General features: G+C 68.3%; 17 protein-coding genes and 1 other RNA gene. 14 read left to right on the top strand and 4 right to left on the bottom strand.

Features of this window, described 5'->3' with window-relative positions; translation table 11 throughout:
* Positions 1-70 precede the first annotated feature (70 nt).
* Positions 71-1237, top strand: coding sequence for a nicotinate phosphoribosyltransferase (locus BSG17_RS15110; protein WP_089825550.1), 1167 nt, complete (start codon positions 71-73; stop codon positions 1235-1237).
* A gap of 75 nt (positions 1238-1312) precedes the next feature.
* Here BSG17_RS15110 and BSG17_RS15105 read toward each other — a convergent pair whose 3' ends face one another.
* A complete protein-coding gene (locus BSG17_RS15105) occupies positions 1313-1924 on the bottom strand; it encodes a TIGR00296 family protein (protein WP_089825548.1) in 612 nt (203 codons plus the stop codon).
* A 123-nt stretch (positions 1925-2047) separates the two neighbouring features.
* Between BSG17_RS15105 and rnpB the strand changes: the two genes are divergently transcribed.
* From rnpB to BSG17_RS15075, 6 genes are all read left to right on the top strand, one after another.
* Positions 2048-2460, top strand: an RNA gene (rnpB, locus tag BSG17_RS15100) — RNase P RNA component.
* Positions 2461-2594: 134 nt separating this feature from the next.
* Positions 2595-5252, top strand: coding sequence for a heavy metal translocating P-type ATPase (locus BSG17_RS15095; RefSeq protein WP_089825546.1), 2658 nt, complete (start codon positions 2595-2597; stop codon positions 5250-5252).
* Positions 5253-5261: 9 nt separating this feature from the next.
* Complete coding sequence (locus BSG17_RS15090) at positions 5262-6218, top strand: cation diffusion facilitator family transporter (protein ID WP_089825545.1); 957 nt, start codon at positions 5262-5264, stop codon at positions 6216-6218.
* An 80-nt stretch (positions 6219-6298) separates the two neighbouring features.
* The gene (locus BSG17_RS15085) at positions 6299-7384 is read left to right on the top strand and encodes a zinc metalloprotease (protein WP_089825543.1); all 1086 of its coding nucleotides are present in this window, start codon (positions 6299-6301) and stop codon (positions 7382-7384) included.
* 45 nt (positions 7385-7429) lie between these two features.
* A complete protein-coding gene (locus BSG17_RS15080) occupies positions 7430-8239 on the top strand; it encodes a hypothetical protein (RefSeq protein WP_089825542.1) in 810 nt (269 codons plus the stop codon).
* 38 nt (positions 8240-8277) lie between these two features.
* Positions 8278-8556, top strand: coding sequence for a WNWW family protein (locus BSG17_RS15075; RefSeq protein WP_089825634.1), 279 nt, complete (start codon positions 8278-8280; stop codon positions 8554-8556).
* Between the two features lie 93 nt (positions 8557-8649).
* Here BSG17_RS15075 and BSG17_RS15070 read toward each other — a convergent pair whose 3' ends face one another.
* Entirely contained in the window at positions 8650-8940 is a 291-nt protein-coding gene (locus BSG17_RS15070; protein ID WP_089825540.1) for a DUF8152 family protein, read from the bottom strand.
* Positions 8941-9088: 148 nt separating this feature from the next.
* On the opposite strand from BSG17_RS15070, the gene BSG17_RS15065 reads away from it, so the two are divergent.
* From BSG17_RS15065 to BSG17_RS15045, 5 genes are read left to right on the top strand one after another with little or no spacing between them, the layout of a single operon-like run.
* Positions 9089-9937, top strand: coding sequence for a spondin domain-containing protein (locus tag BSG17_RS15065; RefSeq protein ID WP_089825538.1), 849 nt, complete (start codon positions 9089-9091; stop codon positions 9935-9937).
* 31 nt (positions 9938-9968) lie between these two features.
* Positions 9969-11504, top strand: coding sequence for a molybdopterin-dependent oxidoreductase (locus tag BSG17_RS15060; protein ID WP_089825632.1), 1536 nt, complete (start codon positions 9969-9971; stop codon positions 11502-11504).
* A 43-nt stretch (positions 11505-11547) separates the two neighbouring features.
* Complete coding sequence (locus BSG17_RS15055) at positions 11548-11823, top strand: winged helix-turn-helix domain-containing protein (RefSeq protein WP_089825536.1); 276 nt, start codon at positions 11548-11550, stop codon at positions 11821-11823.
* 2 nt (positions 11824-11825) lie between these two features.
* A complete protein-coding gene (locus BSG17_RS15050) occupies positions 11826-12122 on the top strand; it encodes a DUF8036 family membrane protein (RefSeq protein ID WP_089825534.1) in 297 nt (98 codons plus the stop codon).
* A gap of 37 nt (positions 12123-12159) precedes the next feature.
* Positions 12160-12879 (top strand): SOUL family heme-binding protein, encoded by a 720-nt coding sequence (locus BSG17_RS15045; protein WP_089825532.1) that lies wholly within the window; start codon positions 12160-12162, stop codon positions 12877-12879.
* 16 nt (positions 12880-12895) lie between these two features.
* Here BSG17_RS15045 and BSG17_RS15040 read toward each other — a convergent pair whose 3' ends face one another.
* Both BSG17_RS15040 and BSG17_RS15035 read right to left on the bottom strand, forming a co-directional pair.
* Positions 12896-13321 (bottom strand): hypothetical protein, encoded by a 426-nt coding sequence (locus BSG17_RS15040; RefSeq protein ID WP_089825530.1) that lies wholly within the window; start codon positions 13319-13321, stop codon positions 12896-12898.
* Entirely contained in the window at positions 13318-14517 is a 1200-nt protein-coding gene (locus BSG17_RS15035; protein ID WP_089825528.1) for an outer membrane protein assembly factor BamB family protein, read from the bottom strand. Before BSG17_RS15035 ends, BSG17_RS15040 begins: the two co-directional genes overlap by 4 nt.
* An 85-nt stretch (positions 14518-14602) precedes the next feature.
* Here BSG17_RS15035 and BSG17_RS15030 point away from each other — a divergent pair, with 85 nt between their 5' ends.
* Complete coding sequence (locus tag BSG17_RS15030; protein ID WP_089825526.1) at positions 14603-15835, top strand: MBL fold metallo-hydrolase; 1233 nt, start codon at positions 14603-14605, stop codon at positions 15833-15835.
* 247 nt (positions 15836-16082) lie between these two features.
* On the top strand, positions 16083-17432 hold the full coding sequence (locus BSG17_RS15020; RefSeq protein ID WP_089825521.1) for a bifunctional metallophosphatase/5'-nucleotidase: 1350 nt from the start codon (positions 16083-16085) through the stop codon (positions 17430-17432).
* Positions 17433-17449 lie beyond the last annotated feature (17 nt).

The following is a 17449-nucleotide window of genomic DNA, read 5'->3' as shown; positions in this document are numbered from 1 at the left end:
AAGACGGATTCTCTTCGACGTCACCGACCGAACGGGTGTCTTTTTCAATTCCCCGAAAGAAGGGGGCCCAATGACCGCGTTCGACATCGTCGACGAGGAGGCCATCCTGTCGGGTCGCGCCACCGACGCCTACTTCGACCGCACGGAGACGACGCTCCGCCACGCGGGGAAGAACCCCCACGTCGTCGCCGAAGTCACCGCCGACCAGTTCCCCGACGGCGGATTCGAGCTCCTCGCCGGACTGAAAGACGCCGCGCATCTCCTGGAGGGACATGCCGTCGACGTCGACGCCGTCCCCGAGGGCCGACTGTTCGACGGCGGCCCGGTGATGCGAATCGAGGGACCGTACCTCGAGTTCGGCCGTCTGGAGACGTCGCTCCTCGGCTTCCTCTCGCACGCCTCGGGGATCGCGACCGCCGCCCTCGAGACCCGCCGGGCGGCACCCGACTCCCAGGTGCTGTCGTTCGGTGCGCGCCACGTCCACCCGTCGATGGCGGCGATGGTCGAACGGAGCGCGCTGCTGGGGGGGTTCGACGGCTTCTCGCACGTCGCCGCGGGCGACGTCCTCGGTCGGGAGGCAGGCGGGACGATGCCGCACGCGCTGCTGATCGCGTTCGGCCGCGGCAACCAGGAGCAGGCGTGGCTGGCGTTCGACGAGGCCGTCGACGAGGACGTCCCACGTATCGCGCTCTGTGACACTTACTCCGACGAGAAAGACGAGGTCGTCCGGGCCGTCGAGGCGCTCGGCGACCGCCTCTCGGGGGTCCGACTCGACACGACGAGTTCGCGCCGCGGCGACTTCCGGCACATCTGCCGGGAGGTGCGCTGGGAACTCGAAGCCCGTGGGAAGGACGACGTCGACATCTTCGTCAGCGGCGGACTCGGGCCGGCGGACCTGCGACGACTCCGCGACGTCGTCGACGGGTTCGGCGTCGGCGGGTACGTCTCGAACGCCGACCCGGTGGACTTCGCGCTCGACATCGTCGAGATCGAGGGCGAACCGGCGGCCAAACGCGGCAAACTCTCGGGTGTGAAGGAGGTCTACCGGACGGCCGACGGCGGCCACCACGTCGGACTCCGCGGGCGAGAGGCGCCGGCGGACGCCGAGTCGCTGCTGGAACCGCTGCTCCGGGACGGCGAACTCGTCGCCGAAGACGCGTTCGACCTGGATTCGGCGGCCGAACGGGCGGTCGAGGACGCGGCGCTGACGGGGTTCGGAACCGCGACCCAAGAGTAGTCACTCGTCGTGGCGGATGTCCGTCTTCGAGAGGCGGGCCCTCCGATCTCGGCGAACGGGTGAGAAGAGGCGGCGTTACTTGATCTGAAGCTCTTGGACGCTGCCGCCGTCGGGACGCTCTCGGAACACCTGTCCCTCGATGAGCGTCACCATCGTGTCGTCGTCCTGCCACGCCAGCGGCGACAGTTTGGCCTTGCGGCAGACGCGACTGAGGTACTTCTCCTCGCTCCAGTTGTTCTCGACGGGGATCGTGGGGTAGAGCCAGCCGTGGTTACCACCCTTGTCGACGGCGACACCGTGTTTGCCGAGTTCGAGATCGGCGAGCGGGTCGTTGGTGAGAATGTGGTTCGAGACGATGCAGACCGAGATGTTGAGATTCTGGAGTTCGGGCGGTTCGATTTCGGAGCCACAGGAGTCGCCGGAGGCGGCCTGGATGGCCGCGTCGACGATGGCGTGACCGAGTTGGTTCTTTCCTCGATAGGTGCCCGCACAGCCGCGCACGCGACCTCGACCCCGCGTCGAGGTTATCCGGACGAACGCCCCGGTGCGGTTGTAGAAGGCGTCCCGCATGCTGCCGGGTTGCTCACGTTGCCCGTGAAGAACGTACGATTCGACCGACTCCCGCGCTAGTTCGACCGCCCGAGCCCCATCCTCGTAGGAGAGGCGTACGGTCTGCGCCTCGGACATACCCGCACACTAGGTACCGAGAGACTTGAACGCTTCCCTTCGGACAAGATGAATCATGAGGAATATTAGGAGACGGTTAACGGTATCGAACGGCTTATTTAAGTGGCCAAGCTAGGTCCAGTCGGCAGAGAGAGCCCGACCCCCGTGCCCCGTTCTGCGGGGCATGAGGAAAGTCCCCCCACCGTCCGGACAGGTGACCGGGCGCAAGCCCGGAGTCGGAGACGACTGGCTCTGGAACAGAAACGAGACCACTCGGCCCGACCGATGAGACGTGCGAACCCGACCGCGAGGAAGGGGAGTTAACCCGTCGAGGGTCGCGAGATGTGATCAGCATCTCCCCGTGTGCGGGCGTCACGCCCGCCACCGACGGCCGAGAACGGATGGAACGGCGAATCCTCGCCGGTGCAAGTCCGCGCCACGCGGCGGCCGAGGACACGATTCGTGTGTCGTCGGCCGCCCGAAGGTAGTCCGGACGACGGACGCGGACGCTCAGCCGAATGTCGGGAGGAACAGAAGGGGGCTTACTCCTCTCAGCCACGTCACGGACCCCGAAGTGACGACTTCGAGCGACGAGTTATTAACGATGTCGTTAAAAATTGTTAATCTGTATTATCCACTGATGTAGCTGTGGCAGAGAGATTAATACTCCCGGAGTTACTACGCTCAGCCAATGACTGACGAGACGGAGAACAGTTGCGGCGGCGGTTCGTGTGGCTGTAGCCACGAGGCGGAAGAGAGCCACGTCCACGCCGACGCGACACCGACGGCCGAGCGCGGCGAGACGCTCCAGCTGTCGGTACCGGAGATGGATTGCGGTTCCTGTGCGGGGAAAGTCGAGAACGCGTTGGCTGGTCTCGACGGGCTCCACGCGACCGACCCGCGGCCGACGACGGGGACGCTCGTCGTCCAGTACGACCCGGCAGTGACGGGACCCGACGCCATCCGCGAGCGCGTCGAGGGTGCGGGGTACGCCGTCGCCGACAGCGAGCAGGAGGCGTTCGACGTCCCCGACATGGACTGCGGTTCCTGCGCGGGGAAAGTCGAGAACGCGCTGGCCACCGTCGACGGCGTCGTCGAGTACGAGACACAACCGACGACGGGGCGCGTCCTCGTCACCTACGACCCGGCCCGCACGAGTCGCGGGTCGGTCGTCGCCGCCATCGAGGGCGCTGGCTACGCCGTCGAGTCCGGCGACACCGACGACTCCTCGAGCGCCGTCTGGCGGAGTCCCCGCGCACTGAAGACGATTGCAGGTGCCGTGTTCCTGCTCTTCGGAATCGTCGTCGAGTTCCTGCTCACCGGTCTCGACGTGACGCTCGTCACCGTCTTCAGCCGCGACGTCACCGTCGCGTGGGCGTTCTACCTCGCCGCCGTCCTCGCTGCCGGACAGGCCATCGTCCGTAACGGCTACTACTCGGCGAAGAACCGCAATCTCGACATCGACTTCCTGATGGCGACGGGGATCGTCGGCGCACTGCTCGTCGACCTGCCGTTCGAGGCGGCGACGCTGGCCGTGCTGTTCAGCGTGGCCGAACTGCTCGAGCGGTTCTCGATGGACCGAGCGCGCAACTCCATGCGAGAGCTGATGGAGCTGTCGCCGGACACCGCGACGGTGCTCCGCGACGGCGAGGAGACGACCGTCGCCGTCGAGGACGTCGCCGTCGGCGAGACGGTCGTCGTCCGCCCCGGCGACAAGGTACCGATCGACGGCGTCGTCCGCGAGGGGTCGAGTCCGATCGACGAGTCGCCGATCACCGGCGAGAGCGTCCCTGTCGACAAGGCCGCCGGCGACGAGGTGTACGCCGGCAGCATCGTCGAGAGCGGCTACCTCGAGATCGAAGTGACGACGACCGCGGCGGAGTCGACGCTCTCGCGCGTCATCGAGATGGTCGAGGACGCCCAGTCCAACAGAACGGAGTCAGAGCAGTTCGTCGACCGCTTCGCGCGCTACTACACGCCGGTGATCGTCGCCCTCGCGATCGGGACGACGCTGCTCTCGCCGACCGTCTTCGGCGTCACGTGGACCGAGGCGTTCGTCCGCGGTCTGACGCTGCTCGTCATCGCCTGTCCGTGTGCGTTCGTCATCTCGACGCCCGTCTCGGTCGTCTCGGGTATCACGAGCGCCGCTCGAAACGGCGTGCTGATCAAGGGCGGAAACCACCTCGAGGCGATGGGCGAGGTCGACGCCGTCGCCTTCGACAAGACGGGGACGCTCACGACCGGCGAACTCGCCGTGACGGACGTCATCACGCTCAACGGCACGTCCGAGTCGGACCTCCTGCGCTGTGCCCGCGCGCTCGAACAGCGCAGCGAACACCCCATCGCCGCCGCCATCGTCGACCACGCCGAGCGCCACGGCGTCCCCGACCGCGAGATCGCGAACTTCGAGGCGATCACCGGCAAGGGCGTGAAGGCCGACCTCGACGGAACGACCCACTACGCCGGCAAACCCGGTCTGTTCGCGGAGCTCGGCTTCGAGTTGGAGCACACGCACATCAGGACCGATGGCGGCGCGGCGACGGGTAGTGGTCCAATCGTCGCCGGCGACGACGGCGACGCCGCGGCCCCCCGCGACTGCGAGCACGGCACCTACCTCGATCTCGTCAACGAGACCATCCCCCGACTGCAGGCCGAGGGGAAGTCGGTCGTCCTCGTCGGCACCGAAGACGAACTGGAGGGCGTCGTCGCCATCGCCGACACGGTCCGCCCGGAGGCGAAGTGGGCCGTCTCACGACTGCGCGAACTCGGCGTCGAACACGTCGTGATGCTCACCGGCGACAACGAACGCACCGCGCAGGCCATCGCCCAGCAGGTCGGCGTCGACGAAGTGCGGGCGGATCTGCTGCCCGAACAGAAGGTCGAAGTCGTCGAACGCCTGCGCAAGCAGTACGACGGCGGCGTCGCGATGGTCGGCGACGGCGTCAACGACGCGCCCGCCCTGGCGACGGCGACGGTCGGCATCGCGATGGGTGCGGCCGGCACCGACACGGCGCTGGAGACGGCGGACGTCGCGCTGATGGCCGACGACCTGACGCGGATGCCCTACCTCTACGACCTCGCCTCGCAGGCCAACAGCGTCATCCGGCAGAACATCTGGGCGTCGCTCGCGGTGAAGGCCGTCCTCGCGGTCGGCGCGCCGCTGGGTCTCGTCTCCGTCATCGTCGCCGTCGTCGTCGGCGACATGGGGATGAGCCTCGGTGTCACGGGCAACGCGATGCGACTCGCCGGCGTCTCCCCCGAGTCGAACGGGTGGGAACACGGCGACGGCGGCAACGAGGGTCACGACGGCCACGACCACGCCGACCACAGTCACACCGACCACGACTGAGGTGCTCCGATGTCCGGCGACCCCAGCCACGGCGAGGACGCGAGGCACGCCGGGCACGGTAGCCACGCCGGTCACCCCGACCACGCGGCCGCCAGTCGGCGGGCGCTCCTCGTCGCCCTCGCGATCAACACCGCGTTCTTCGTCGTCGAACTGGTCGGAGCGCTGCTGGCGGACTCGGTGACGCTCCTCGCCGACGCGACGCATATGCTCACCGACAGCGCCAGTCTCCTCTTGGCGCTGTTCGCCGCGTGGGTGTCGACCCGCCCGGCAGACGCCCGGCGCACCTACGGCTACCACCGGGCGGAGGTGCTCGGCGCGCTCGTCAACGGGCTGTTTCTCCTCGGCGTCGTCGGCTACGTCGTCTACGACGCGCTCCGGCGGTTCGGCGACCCACGTCCGGTCGACGCGTCGCTCGTCGTCGCCGTGGGCGTCGTCGGCCTCGTCGCGAACCTCGTCGCCGCGTGGGTGCTCTCGGGTCACCGCGACTCGCTGAACGTCGAAGGGGCGTTCCTCCACCTGTTGGCCGACGCCGCCGGGAGCGTCGCCGCCGTCGTTCTCGGTCTCACTCTCCTCGTCACCGACTGGTACGTGCTCGATCCGGTGTTCGCGCTCGTCGTCGCCGCGCTCGTCTCCTACTCTGTGTGGGACCTGCTCCGCGACAGTCTCAACATCCTCTTGCAGGGGACGCCCCGTGGACTCGACGTCGACGAGATACGCGCGGCGCTGGCCGCCGTCGACGGCGTCGCCGACGTCCACCATCTCCACGTCTGGGCGCTCGACTCACAGCGGGTCGCGCTGAGCGGTCATCTCGTCACGACCGCCGAGGCCGACGGCGACGCGATTCTCGGGCAGACCCAGCGACTGCTCGGCGACCGGTTCGGCGTCGACCACGCCACGCTCCAGTTGGAGGGCGCACACGTCGAGACCGCCGCCTTCGACTGTCACCGACCGACGACCCACGATTGACCGGTGTGACGTCGGCCGACAGACCGAGGTAGTGACCTGCGCCGCAACGCTCTTACGTTCGTCCGACGGAGAATGAAACAATGCGGAACGCGGCGCTCACACTCGCTCTCGTCTGTCTGTTACTCGTCTCGGGCTGTCTCGGCGTGACGTTCGACGACGCCGCTCCTCCGACGACCGACGATCCGCTAGCAGACAGCGGGGAGACGGCGACCGCGACGGGGACCCCCGTAGGTTCGACGGCGAACGCGACCGCCGCCGCCGGGACGGCCGTCCCGGCGAAGCCGAACCCGTGGGGCGACGACCCGCTCGTCGTCGGCGTCGAGGGGCCCGCCGACCGGGGGCACGTCGACGTCGTCGAGGCTGCGACCGCTTACTGGGAACAACGGGCGAGACAGTACGCCGGCTTCGACGTCGACTACCGGGTCGTCCCCGACGCCGAGGAGCCGGATCTCGTCGTGAACTTCGTCGACGACGTCCCCGCCTGTGGCGACACCCACGACGCCGTCGGCTGTGCCCCGCTCGTCACCGACGCCGGACAGATCGACCGTCCCGAACAGGTCTACGTGAAGACTGGTCTCTCCACGGAGTCGACGACGCTCGTGTTGAGACACGAACTCGGACACACGCTCGGGCTTCGCCACGACGACGCCCCACAGGACGTGATGCGCGCCGAGTCGGTGCTCTACACCCCGAAACAGCCGAACGCGACCGACCGTGACTTCCCGTGGCCCGACTCCGAGTTCACCGTCTACGTCGACGAGCGGAACGTCTCGGACCCGGCGGCGACGCGCGAGCAGGTCCAGCACGCGCTGACCTACTACGAGAACGGTGCCGACGGGAGCAACAGCGTCCCCGGCAACCTCTCGTTCCGGTTCGTCGACTCGCCCGAGCGGGCGGACGTCGTCGTCCAGTTCAGCGAGACCTCTCCCTGCGGACAGGGTGCGGGCTCGTGCTTCCAGACGCTCGGTCCGGACCCCGACGGCGACGGCGCCATCGAGACCTACGCCACGCTCCGTATCACGCTCGTCGACCTCGACACGCCCGCCGTGGGCTGGCACGTCGGCAACTGGCTGGCCTACGGGCTCGGGATGGAGGACGCCGCCGAACGACCCGACCCGTTCCGCGACGCGAGTTACCGCGAGCGGCGCAGCGAGTGGTGGAACTGACCGCTCGACCCCAGTCTTTTGTCGAGTAGCTGAGTAGCCCACCGCATGGTCCCCTCCACGGTCGAGTGGTCGGGTCGGCCGCCGGGCCGACTCGCCGCGGTCGTCAGACACGTCGGTGCCGGCGTCTACCTCGCCGTCGCGCTCTCGCTCGCGTTCGCTATCGCCGCGGTGGCGCTCGGCGGGTCGCTGGAGTTCGTCCTCCTCTTCGTCGTCGTCCTCGTCGTGGGCGGGCCGTTCTCGCTGCTCTACCTCTGGTACGCGCTTCGCTACGGCGAGGACGAGGAGAAACGGACGCTCCGCGACCACCTCCCGGAGCTCGAACTCCGGTGGCTCGCGCTCGCGACGCCGGTCGGGTTCGCGCTCTTCCTGAGCCTCGGGGCGGCCCCGTGGCTGATTCTCGTCTACACGGTGGTCGGCCTCTTCGCGTGGACCGTCGCGACCACCGGGTCGAAGGGTGGGACGCTCGACACCGAGACCGGTGTGCTCACCCGCGAGCACGACGACCGACGACTCGAACACGACCTCAGTGGGCTCAAGTCGTTTCGATCGTTCCGACTCGGCCCGTACGTCGTCTGTGCGCTCCGTCACACGCAGGGGAACGCGCTCGACGCACCGTTCGGACTGGTCGTCCCCGCGGACGTGTTCGACGAGGTTCGCCCCGCACTGAGACAGTTGAGCGAACGGAACGAGGCGAGCGAACCGAAACTGACCGCCGACCGGGCGATCCTCGTCGGGATCGGGCTGTTGTTCGTCGCCGTCGCGGCGGCGCTCGAATTCGCCACGCAGACGGACGGCATCGGCTGGGTGCTCGCCGCGTGGGGGGCGCTGTTCGTTCTGCTGGCGTGGGTCGCGTAGGGCGAACACTCACGTGCGTCGACCGCTTCGTCGCCGACATGGACCCCGAAGAGCTCGAGACGGCGCTCGAATCGGCGTTCGGCGGCACCGACGCGGAGCGACGCGTCGTCGCCCGACAGGCTCGTGACCTCTCGGACTCCGGGAAACACGAGGCCGACCGTGGCCGCCCGCTGACGGTCGAGGAAGTGATCGAAAACCTCGCGGACGCCCCCGAGGGAACCGCTCTCCCGTCGCGCTGGAACTGGTGGCTCGGCGCGCTCGACGTCGCCTACGGCGACTACCGGGAGTTCCAGGTCGAGCGCGTCCCGCGAGAGTAGCTGGTTGCCCAGGCGACCTACCGTCTCTCGGCGAGTCGTCGGTCGATAGCTGTTCCGGCTGTTCGAGAAGTGTGTTGTGGTGGTGTGAACGCCTCAGTCGAGTCGGTCCAGAACCTCGTCGGCGAGCGTCTTGGCCGCCGTCACGTGTTCGTCGGCTTCCTCGTCGCCTGTCTCCTCGACGTGCGACAGGAGCTCTCTGACGTGCCCGACGCGTGTGCGGACGACGTCGACCGGAAGGTCGGCGTCCGCATCGGCGACGTCGCTCGCGACGGCGTCGGCTTCGGCGACCCAGTGGGTCACCTCGGGCCGCATCGGCCGCTCGGCCGTCGCGTCGAGTCGGGCGGCGAGCTCCGAGAGCAGTGACTGTGTCTCGGTGTTGACCATGCGGTGATGTAGGTGGCTGACGAGATGAGTCCACCGGCGTGTCGGCATACTGTGCCCAACTCTAGAGAGAGTTACAAGAGAGTTTCATTCGAATTGAGTTCGAGTTTGAAAAATTGATATCGTCGAAGACGACATCTCTTCTCTCGTCATGTCGCAAAGTACGACGCGGCGGCGGTTCCTGCTAGGTGTCGGAACAGTCGGCACGGTGGCGATAGCCGGGTGTACCGGTGGTGGCGGCGGGAGCGAAGCCACGACGACCGACGGGATGGGTGACGCCGAGATGACGGAGACGACGTCCTCCGAGATGACCGACGGGATGAACGAGACGACGACCGAGTCGTCGGAGATGATGGCGACGAGGTTCACGGTTCGCGTCGAGAACGTTGGAACTGAAGAGTCGCTCCGGACGTCAGAGGGTCCGGTCCCGATGGTGCTCGCTCCCGTGGCCTACGCAGTCCACGGAGCGGACGTCTCGCTGTTCACCGAGGGTGAGGCTGCCGGCGACGGACTGGAGATGCTCGCCGAGGACGGTGGGCCGACGGGACTCGTCGAAGAGGTATCGATGAGTGTCGACAAAGCCGGTTCGGCCGCCGTCCCCAAGGGTGGCGAGACACCCGGTCCAATCGGTCCCGGCGGTGCGTACACGTTCTCCGTCGAGGCTCACGCGGGCCAACGACTCTCGCTGGCGACGATGTTCGTCCAGTCGAACGACCTGTTCTACGCGCCCGAACCGGCGGGTATCCCGCTGTTCGAGGATGAGCAACCCATCGAGGGCGACAAGACCGAGCTGCTCCTGCTGTGGGACGCCGGGACCGAAGTGAACGAGGAACCCGGTGTCGGGCCGAACCAGGCCCCGCGGCAGTCCGGGCCGGACACCGGGCCGAGCGAGGATGGAACGGTCCGCCGAATCAGCGACGTCGACGACGGGTACGACTACCCGGATACTGCTTCCGTCGTCAAACTCACCGTCACGCCGGGCGAAACGATGGATGGGTAACGACGGTCGTCCGACCGATCTACTCCGCGCTATGGCCTCTCGAACACCACGCACCCTCGCCGACCGCCTCCCTCCTGCATGGACCGCCCTCGTGGCACTGTTAGCGGGCACAGCGGGGGTCGCCGGTTCGTTCGCCGTCGCATCGTTCACGCCCGCGTTCGTCGCAGGTCCTATCGCGGGCTTTCTCGCTCGCCGGCTTCCCGGGTCGGTCATCACGTTCGGCATCGTGGTGCTCGGGGACCTGGGGAGTCAACTCAACGTGGTGACGGCGCTGGTCCTCTCGGTTCTCCTGTTCGCGGGAGCGGCGCTGGCCGCGCTCGGACTCGGTCGACGACTCGACCGACTGGTCGCCGGGCCGGTTGCGGCGGCATCGGTGGCAGCAGTCGCGTTCGTGGTGACCGGCGCACTCGTTTCGTCGCTGGGCGCAGGTGTCGCGACGGGCGTCGTCGTCGCCGTCGCCGACCTCGTCGCGACTCGTGGGGTGCCCACGACACTCGGAAGCGAGTCCGGTAACCCGAGAACCGAACGACGGCGCGTCCTCGCAGCAGTCGCGACTGCGCTCCCGCTCGCCGTCGGCGGCTACGTCCTCGGTGCCCAGAGACAGCGGCAGTCGTCGACCACCGAGTCGACAGTCGACGTCGGCCAACCGTGGGCCGGGCCGGACGTCGACGCACTGCTGGCCGAGGCGACCGAGAAGTCACTCGGTGTCGACGGGCTGGAACCCCTCGTCAGCGACCAGTTCTACGAGGTCGACATCAACTCGACGAACCCGACGGTCGACGCCAGCGAGTGGACGCTGACGGTTACCGGCGCAGTCGACGAGGAGGTCAGCTACAGCTACGCGGACGTCGCCACGATGGACCCGGAACACCGGTTCGTCTCGCTGCGGTGCGTCGGCGAGTCGCTCAACGGGAAGAAACTGGACAACGCGCTGTGGACCGGCGTCCCAATCATGGACCTCGTCGAACCGGCCGGGGTGTCCGAGGGCTGTTGTGTGATGCTCCGCGCTGCCGACGGCTTCTACGAGGAGTTCCCGCTGTCGGCCCTCCGAGACGGCTTTCTCGCGTTCGGCATGAACGGCGACGTGCTCCCGGTCGGCCACGGCTACCCCGCACGGGCGCTCATCCCCGGCCACTGGGGCGAGATCAACGTGAAGTGGCTCACCGAGATCGAGATTCTCGAACGGCCGGAAGACGGCTACTGGGAGAAACGCGGTTGGCACGGCACCGGCCCGGTGAACACCGTCGCGAAACTCCACGTCGTCACCGATCTCGGCGACGGCCGGAAGCGGGTCGCAGGGCACGCCTACGCCGGGACGCGCGGTATCGAACGCGTCGAAGTTTCGGTCGACGGGGGTCGGACGTGGGCCGACGCGACGCTCTCCGAACCGCTGCCCGGCACCGACGTCTGGCGACAGTGGCTCTACAGCTACGACCGGCCGGCGGACGAACACGAGGTGGTCGTCCGGGCGACTGACGGGACCGGGACACTCCAGTCACGAGAGGAGGCCTCGCCGTTTCCGAGTGGGCCGTCCGGGTGGGTGTCGCGGACCGTCCAGGGGCGATGACTACCTATATCCCGCTTCTCTCAGATAGTAGAGGTGAGATCGGATGGAGAAAGCGCTCTGGTATCTGCTGGCCGGGATGCGCGGCGGTGAGAACCGGGCGCGAATCATCCGTGCGCTCATCGAGCGCCCTCGGAACGCGAACCAACTCTCCGACGTTCTCGGTGTCGAGTACAACACTGTCCGCTACCACCTCGATCTACTCGTCGAGCACGACGTCGTCGAGAAGGGCGAGGAGTCCTACGGGACCATGTACTTTCTCACCGACCGCTTCGAGCAACACCGCGAGCAGTTCGAAGAGATTCTGACGAAGATGGACTAACCATGGCAATGAGCACGACGCTGACGATCGCGACCGCGCTGTCCGGGCTGAGCATCCTGCTTCTGTCCGTCCTGACGGCGGTGTGGGTACGGAACTATCGGACGTTCGAGTCGACGCTGACGCTCGGACTCATCGCTTTCGGCGTGGCGATGCTCTTGGAGAACGCGCTGGCCATCTACTTCTTCTTCAGTACGACGATGCTCTACTCGGGCGACCCGGTCGTCCAGACGGCCATCCTCGCGCTCCGGTGCCTCCAACTCGTCGCCATCGCATTTCTTACCTACGTGACGGTGAAGTGAACGGACACGTTTTGTCGCTTGCGCGCCTTGTTCCCCTATGCGACACCTCTCGAAAGGACTGCTCGCGGTCGGCGGCGGCGCACTCGCCTGCTGGATCGGGTGGGGACTGTACGTGAACCGGACGACCGAACGCGTCCCGTACGAGTCGGTCGCCACCGTCGGCGACGTCGAGATCCGACGCTACCCGCGGACGGTGCTCGTCGAGACGACGGCCGACAGTAACGAAGAAGCGTTCCGCCGCCTGTTCCGGTACATCTCCGGCGCGAACGAGTCGAGCGAGGACGTCGAGATGACGGCCCCCGTCGCCAGCGACGCCGACGAAGCGAGCAGCGGCGAGTCGGTGTCGATGACTACACCGGTACGCACGGACCGCGCGGCCGACGAGCGCGAGTCGAACGAGGACGTATCGATGACCGCACCCGTCCGCACCACGGGCGACGGCGGCGACGTCACCATGTCGTTCTACCTCCCGGCGGACTACACGCCGGCGACGGCACCGACGCCGACCGACTCGCGGGTCCGGCTGGTCGTGCAACCGTCGCAGACGCTCGCCGTGAAGGCCTTCTCGTGGTACGCGACGGACGGGCGGGTCGCGAAGCAGCAGTCTGCACTCCTCGACACGCTCGCCGAGCACGACGTCGACCGCCGCGGCGACCCGTTCCTCCTGCAGTACAACGACCCCTTCACACCGCCGTTCATGCGGCGCAACGAGGTGGCGGTGGCGGTGAGGTACGACGAGGAGACGGGCGACGAGTAGTTTCGCCCACTGCGAGTCAGTCTCCGGTCTTCGCCAGTCGCCGCACGTCGTCTGCGCCGACATCGGCGACGAATCCGGCAAACGCGAGGACGGCGACGTACGCCAGCAGTCCGTGGAGCACCGGGTAGAGCGATCCGCTGAGTCGCACGTCGCCGACGCCGACGAGGCGGAGACAGAGGAAGCCGACGAGCGCCGCGACGCCGAACGTCCACGTCTGACGGACGGTAGGGTGCACGTCCATCCGCTGCAGACCGACGACGACGACACCGGTCACGGGAAGCGCCCACGACGTCGCGAGGTTCCACGGTTCGTTGACGAGGGCCGGGGCGACGACGAGCGCGAGTCCGACACCGGCCACGTGGCTCAGGCCGAACACCACGAGCAGGAAGCGGCCGAGTTCCCCGAACGCTCGTTTCGTCGCGTTCCACCCGCTCTCGCTCATCGTGCGCCCTCCCGGAGCGCGACGAGGGTCTGCCCGCTCCCGGCGTAGAGCGTCCCCGCTGCCAACGCGAAGAACTCCGCCCCACTCCCGGGCACGCGGAGCCTGAACTGCTCCGACCCGTCCTCGGTGTCGAGAGCGACGACCATCGGTCCCGCCGAGACGTACAGCGTGTCGTCCGTCACAGCCGGAGACAGCGTCGCTCGCAGCGCCTCGACGGCGTGTTCCCACCGTGTCTCGCCCGTGTCGGCATCGAGGGCGACGACCCGCCCGGCATCGGCAGCGACGGTGTAGACCGTCTCGTCGTCGACGACGGTGTGGAGACCTCTCGGTTCCTCGCTGACGTCCCGTCTCCACTGTGTCGACCCGTCGTCGAGCGAGAGCGCGTAGAGCGTCCCCGTCCCGTAGAAGACGGTGCCGTCAGAGACGGTCGGGAGGAGTCGAGTGCTGTCGCCGACAGGGAGATCGCGTGTCCAGCGCGTCTGCCCCGTCTGTGCGAACAGCGCGCCGAGCGTCGTCTCCGAGTCCTCGACCGCCGCACCGACGACCACGCCGTCGGCGTACGCCTCGGGCCGGATCGTCGCGGGCGCGTCCCGCCACCGGGTGAGCCCCGTCGCCGTGTCGAGTGCGAGAAGCGTGTCGTCGTCGAGATCCGAGGTGAAGTACGCCGTGTTGCCCGCGACGAGCGGTCGATCGAAACTGCTGGTCGTCTCGTACTGCCAACGCGACCCGCCACCGTGGGTCACCGAAAACAGACTTACCCCGGCGCTGACGTAGACGCCCTCGTCGTCGACGACCGGCCGACTCTGGACGAACTGCGCTCTGCCCCCGAGCCAGCCGTCGCTGCCGAACTCGTACTGCCAGTCTGGTTCGCCCGACTCGGCGTCGAGCGCGTGGACCAGGCAGCGCGTCGCCGTGAACACGGTTCCGTCGGCGACGACGACGGGCGGACCGATGCCGGGAAAGGAGTCGTCCAGTTCGTGCGCCCACGCGACGCCGACGTCCTCGGTCGGCCCCCGCTCTGCGAACCCCGTCCGACCGGGGTCGCGGCGGGCCATCGGCCACGCGTCGTCTGGGACGGTGGCGTCGAGTCGTTGGGGGCTGCGGAACCACGCGGGGTCGAGGAGGACGCTCCCGGCGGCGGCCGTGCCGGCCAGACCGAGAAGCCCACGGCGGGAGAGCGGAGTGGAGGGCGTCACGGCTGAGCTACCACGACGGCGACACTTAGATTCCCACGTCACGAAACCGACGAACGAATAGGCCCCGAGTCGCTACTCGCTGGCAATGAAACTCCAGTTCCTCGGCGGGGCACGCGAGGTGGGGCGCAGCGCCATCCTCGTCAACGACGCCCTGCTCTTGGACTACGGGATGCTGACCGGCAACCCGCCGCAGTACCCCGTCGCCTCCCCGGACCCCGAAGCGGTCGTCGTCTCTCACGGTCATCTCGACCACGTCGGCGCGGTGCCGACGCTCCTCTCGGGTGACCGTCGCCCACCGGTCCACTGGACGCCGCCGACGTACGAACTCGCGATGACGCTCGCCCGCGACACGCTCAAGTTGCACGGCGGCACCTACGACTGCCCGTTCACCGAGACGCACGTCCAGCGGATGACGCAGGTGTCGAACCCCCACGGGTACGGCGAGACGTTCGAGGCGGCGGGCCACGAGGTGACGCTCTACAACGCCGGTCACATCCCCGGCAGTGCGCACGTCCTCGTTGACGACGGCGACACGCGGCTGTTCTACACGGCCGACTTCCACACCGGGGACCAGCGGTTGGTCTCGGGGACGACCGCACGGCCCGACGCCGACGTCGTCGTCTGCGAGAGCACCTACGCTGGCGTCGACCACGACCCGCGCGAGGAGGTCGAACGCCGGTTCGCCGAGAGCCTCCAGACGACGATGTGGGAGGGCGGCACCGTCGTCGTCCCGGCGTTCGCCATCGGCCGCACCCAGGAGATGCTGCTGGTCTGCGACGCCCACGACCTCGAATGCTACGTCGACGGCATGGGGAAGGACGTCACTCGGATGCTGCGGAACCACCCCGAGTTCGTCCGCGACGCCGACGCCCTCAGCCGGGCGACGTCCCACGCCCGGTTCGTCACCGGACGCGACGGCCAGCGCAAGCGCATCGCGAGACAGAACACCGTCGTCGTCACCACGAGCGGGATGCTCTCGGGCGGCCCGGCGATGACGTACATACCCGAGGTTCGTGGCGACCCGACGAACAAGATCACGATGACGGGATACCAGGTCGAGGGGACGCCGGGTCGCGAACTGCTCGAACGCGGTCGCGCCGAGATCGACGGGCGGATCATGCCGATCTCGGCGCGGGCAGAGTCCTACGACTTCTCCGCACACGCCGACCACGACGGGCTCCGAGAGTTCCTCGCCCCGTACGAAGGGACACGGGTGCTCGTCAACCACGGCGACGACTGCGAGAGCTTCGCCGCCGAGCTGCGCGAGGACGACTACGACGCCAGCGCGCCCGCGGTCGGCGACGTCGTCGAGCTGTGAGTCGGGGTCCGTTCTCGACGGGCCGCCATCGTCTGCAGACTCACGCGACGCCGGAACGCCCGTGTCGGAACTCGAACGGCTCGACCCCGCCTATGCGCTGGCGTTCTGTCCGGTGTGAGTCCCCGTACTCACCGGGGCGACGGTACTCGGCAGCGAACTCTGAGTCGCCGACGAAGCTCCGACTGGTGGCACACGCTGTGTCTCTCGCGGCCTGAAGATTTTTCACACAGTATACAGATTCGGTCGTATGACTCTCCGCCTCCTCCACTACTCGGATCTCGAGAACGCCTACGACGACCCGACCCGGATCGGTCGGCTCGCCGCGACCATCGACGCCCGTCGCGACGACCGGACGCTCGTCGTCGGTACCGGCGACGACACCGCCCCGGGCGTGCTCGCCCTTGAGACCGAGGGACGGCAGGCGCTGGAGTTCTTCGACGCCGTCGCCCCGGACGCCGAGACGTTCGGCAACCACGACTTCGACTTCGGTCCCGCGAACACCCGCGACGTCGTCGCCGACTCTCCCCAACCGTGGCTGAGCGCGAACGTCTACGAGCCCGACGGCGAGCGACGGTTCGCCGACGCCGCACCCGGCCTCGTGATAGAGCGCGACGGAACCTCGGTCGGACTGCTCGGTCTCACCGACCCGAAGACGCCGGCGATGTGTCCCCCCGCCGCCGACCTCGTGTTCGCCGACCCCGTGGCGGCGGCCCGCGAGACCGTCGCCGACCTGCGCGCCCGCGGCGTCGACCACGTCGTCGTCCTCTCACATCTGGGCCGCGGCGACGACGAACTGGCCCGCACCGTCGACGTCGACGTGATTCTCGGCGGCCACCTCCACAGCGAACGCCGTGACCGCGTCGCGGGGACGCTCCTGACTCGCCCTGGCCCGAACGGAGCGGTGCTGTGGGAGGTCGAACTCGACGAAACGGGGGCGACGGCGACGCGCCACGACGTCACCGAGACGACCGTCGACGCCGCCGTCGCCGACCGACTCCGGACGCTGATGGACGCGACGGGGCTCTCGGAGGTCGTCGCCGTCGCGTCCGACCCCATCGTCCGCGACCGCGAGCGGCGGTTCGGCGGGGAGTGTCGCGTCGGCAACCTCGTCGCCGACGCCTACCGCTGGGTGACCGACGCGGACGTCGCCTTCACCAACACCGGCGGACTGCGCGACGGCCCGTCGCTCGACGGCGAGGTGACCGTCGCCGACCTCGTCGGCCTCTCGCCGTTCGCGGGGCGACTCCGGACGGCCGAAGTCCGCGGGGACGACCTACGTGCGCTCGTCGAGCGTGCGGCCACGCTCTCGGCAGACCTGGACGGCAAGCGCTGGTTCGGCCACGTCTCGGGGCTGGCGGTCGTGTGGGACCGCGAGGCGATGGAGCTCGTCGAACTGACCCACGAAGGCGATCCGGTGGACCCGGCGGCGACGTACACGCTCGCGACCAACGGGTTCGTCGTCGGTGCCGAGCAGTTCCCGGCTCCGACCCGGGAGGACGTCGTCGCCGACCACGGCGTCCAGTACGACGCCATCGTCGCCTACGCCCGTGAGCGGGGGCTGGACGTCGAACTGGACGGACGACTCCAGGACATCTGAGCGCGACAGGTTCGGTC

The organism is Halogranum amylolyticum (assembly GCF_900110465.1).
Classification (GTDB): domain Archaea; phylum Halobacteriota; class Halobacteria; order Halobacteriales; family Haloferacaceae; genus Halogranum; species Halogranum amylolyticum.
Note: the sequence above shows the minus strand (reverse complement) of the source record. Positions and strands in the feature narration are given on the sequence as shown.

Excerpts from the sequence above, each read along its gene's own strand:
- BSG17_RS15110 (WP_089825550.1), top strand. The coding sequence starts at position 71 with ATGACCGCGTTCGACATCGTCGACGAGGAGGCCATCCTGTCGGGTCGC.
- BSG17_RS15105 (WP_089825548.1), bottom strand. The coding sequence starts at position 1,924 with ATGTCCGAGGCGCAGACCGTACGCCTCTCCTACGAGGATGGGGCTCGG.
- BSG17_RS15095 (WP_089825546.1), top strand. The coding sequence starts at position 2,595 with ATGACTGACGAGACGGAGAACAGTTGCGGCGGCGGTTCGTGTGGCTGT.
- BSG17_RS15090 (WP_089825545.1), top strand. The coding sequence starts at position 5,262 with ATGTCCGGCGACCCCAGCCACGGCGAGGACGCGAGGCACGCCGGGCAC.
- BSG17_RS15085 (WP_089825543.1), top strand. The coding sequence starts at position 6,299 with ATGCGGAACGCGGCGCTCACACTCGCTCTCGTCTGTCTGTTACTCGTC.
- BSG17_RS15080 (WP_089825542.1), top strand. The coding sequence starts at position 7,430 with ATGGTCCCCTCCACGGTCGAGTGGTCGGGTCGGCCGCCGGGCCGACTC.
- BSG17_RS15075 (WP_089825634.1), top strand. The coding sequence starts at position 8,278 with ATGGACCCCGAAGAGCTCGAGACGGCGCTCGAATCGGCGTTCGGCGGC.
- BSG17_RS15070 (WP_089825540.1), bottom strand. The coding sequence starts at position 8,940 with ATGGTCAACACCGAGACACAGTCACTGCTCTCGGAGCTCGCCGCCCGA.
- BSG17_RS15065 (WP_089825538.1), top strand. The coding sequence starts at position 9,089 with ATGTCGCAAAGTACGACGCGGCGGCGGTTCCTGCTAGGTGTCGGAACA.
- BSG17_RS15060 (WP_089825632.1), top strand. The coding sequence starts at position 9,969 with ATGGCCTCTCGAACACCACGCACCCTCGCCGACCGCCTCCCTCCTGCA.
- BSG17_RS15055 (WP_089825536.1), top strand. The coding sequence starts at position 11,548 with ATGGAGAAAGCGCTCTGGTATCTGCTGGCCGGGATGCGCGGCGGTGAG.
- BSG17_RS15050 (WP_089825534.1), top strand. The coding sequence starts at position 11,826 with ATGGCAATGAGCACGACGCTGACGATCGCGACCGCGCTGTCCGGGCTG.
- BSG17_RS15045 (WP_089825532.1), top strand. The coding sequence starts at position 12,160 with ATGCGACACCTCTCGAAAGGACTGCTCGCGGTCGGCGGCGGCGCACTC.
- BSG17_RS15040 (WP_089825530.1), bottom strand. The coding sequence starts at position 13,321 with ATGAGCGAGAGCGGGTGGAACGCGACGAAACGAGCGTTCGGGGAACTC.
- BSG17_RS15030 (WP_089825526.1), top strand. The coding sequence starts at position 14,603 with ATGAAACTCCAGTTCCTCGGCGGGGCACGCGAGGTGGGGCGCAGCGCC.
- BSG17_RS15020 (WP_089825521.1), top strand. The coding sequence starts at position 16,083 with ATGACTCTCCGCCTCCTCCACTACTCGGATCTCGAGAACGCCTACGAC.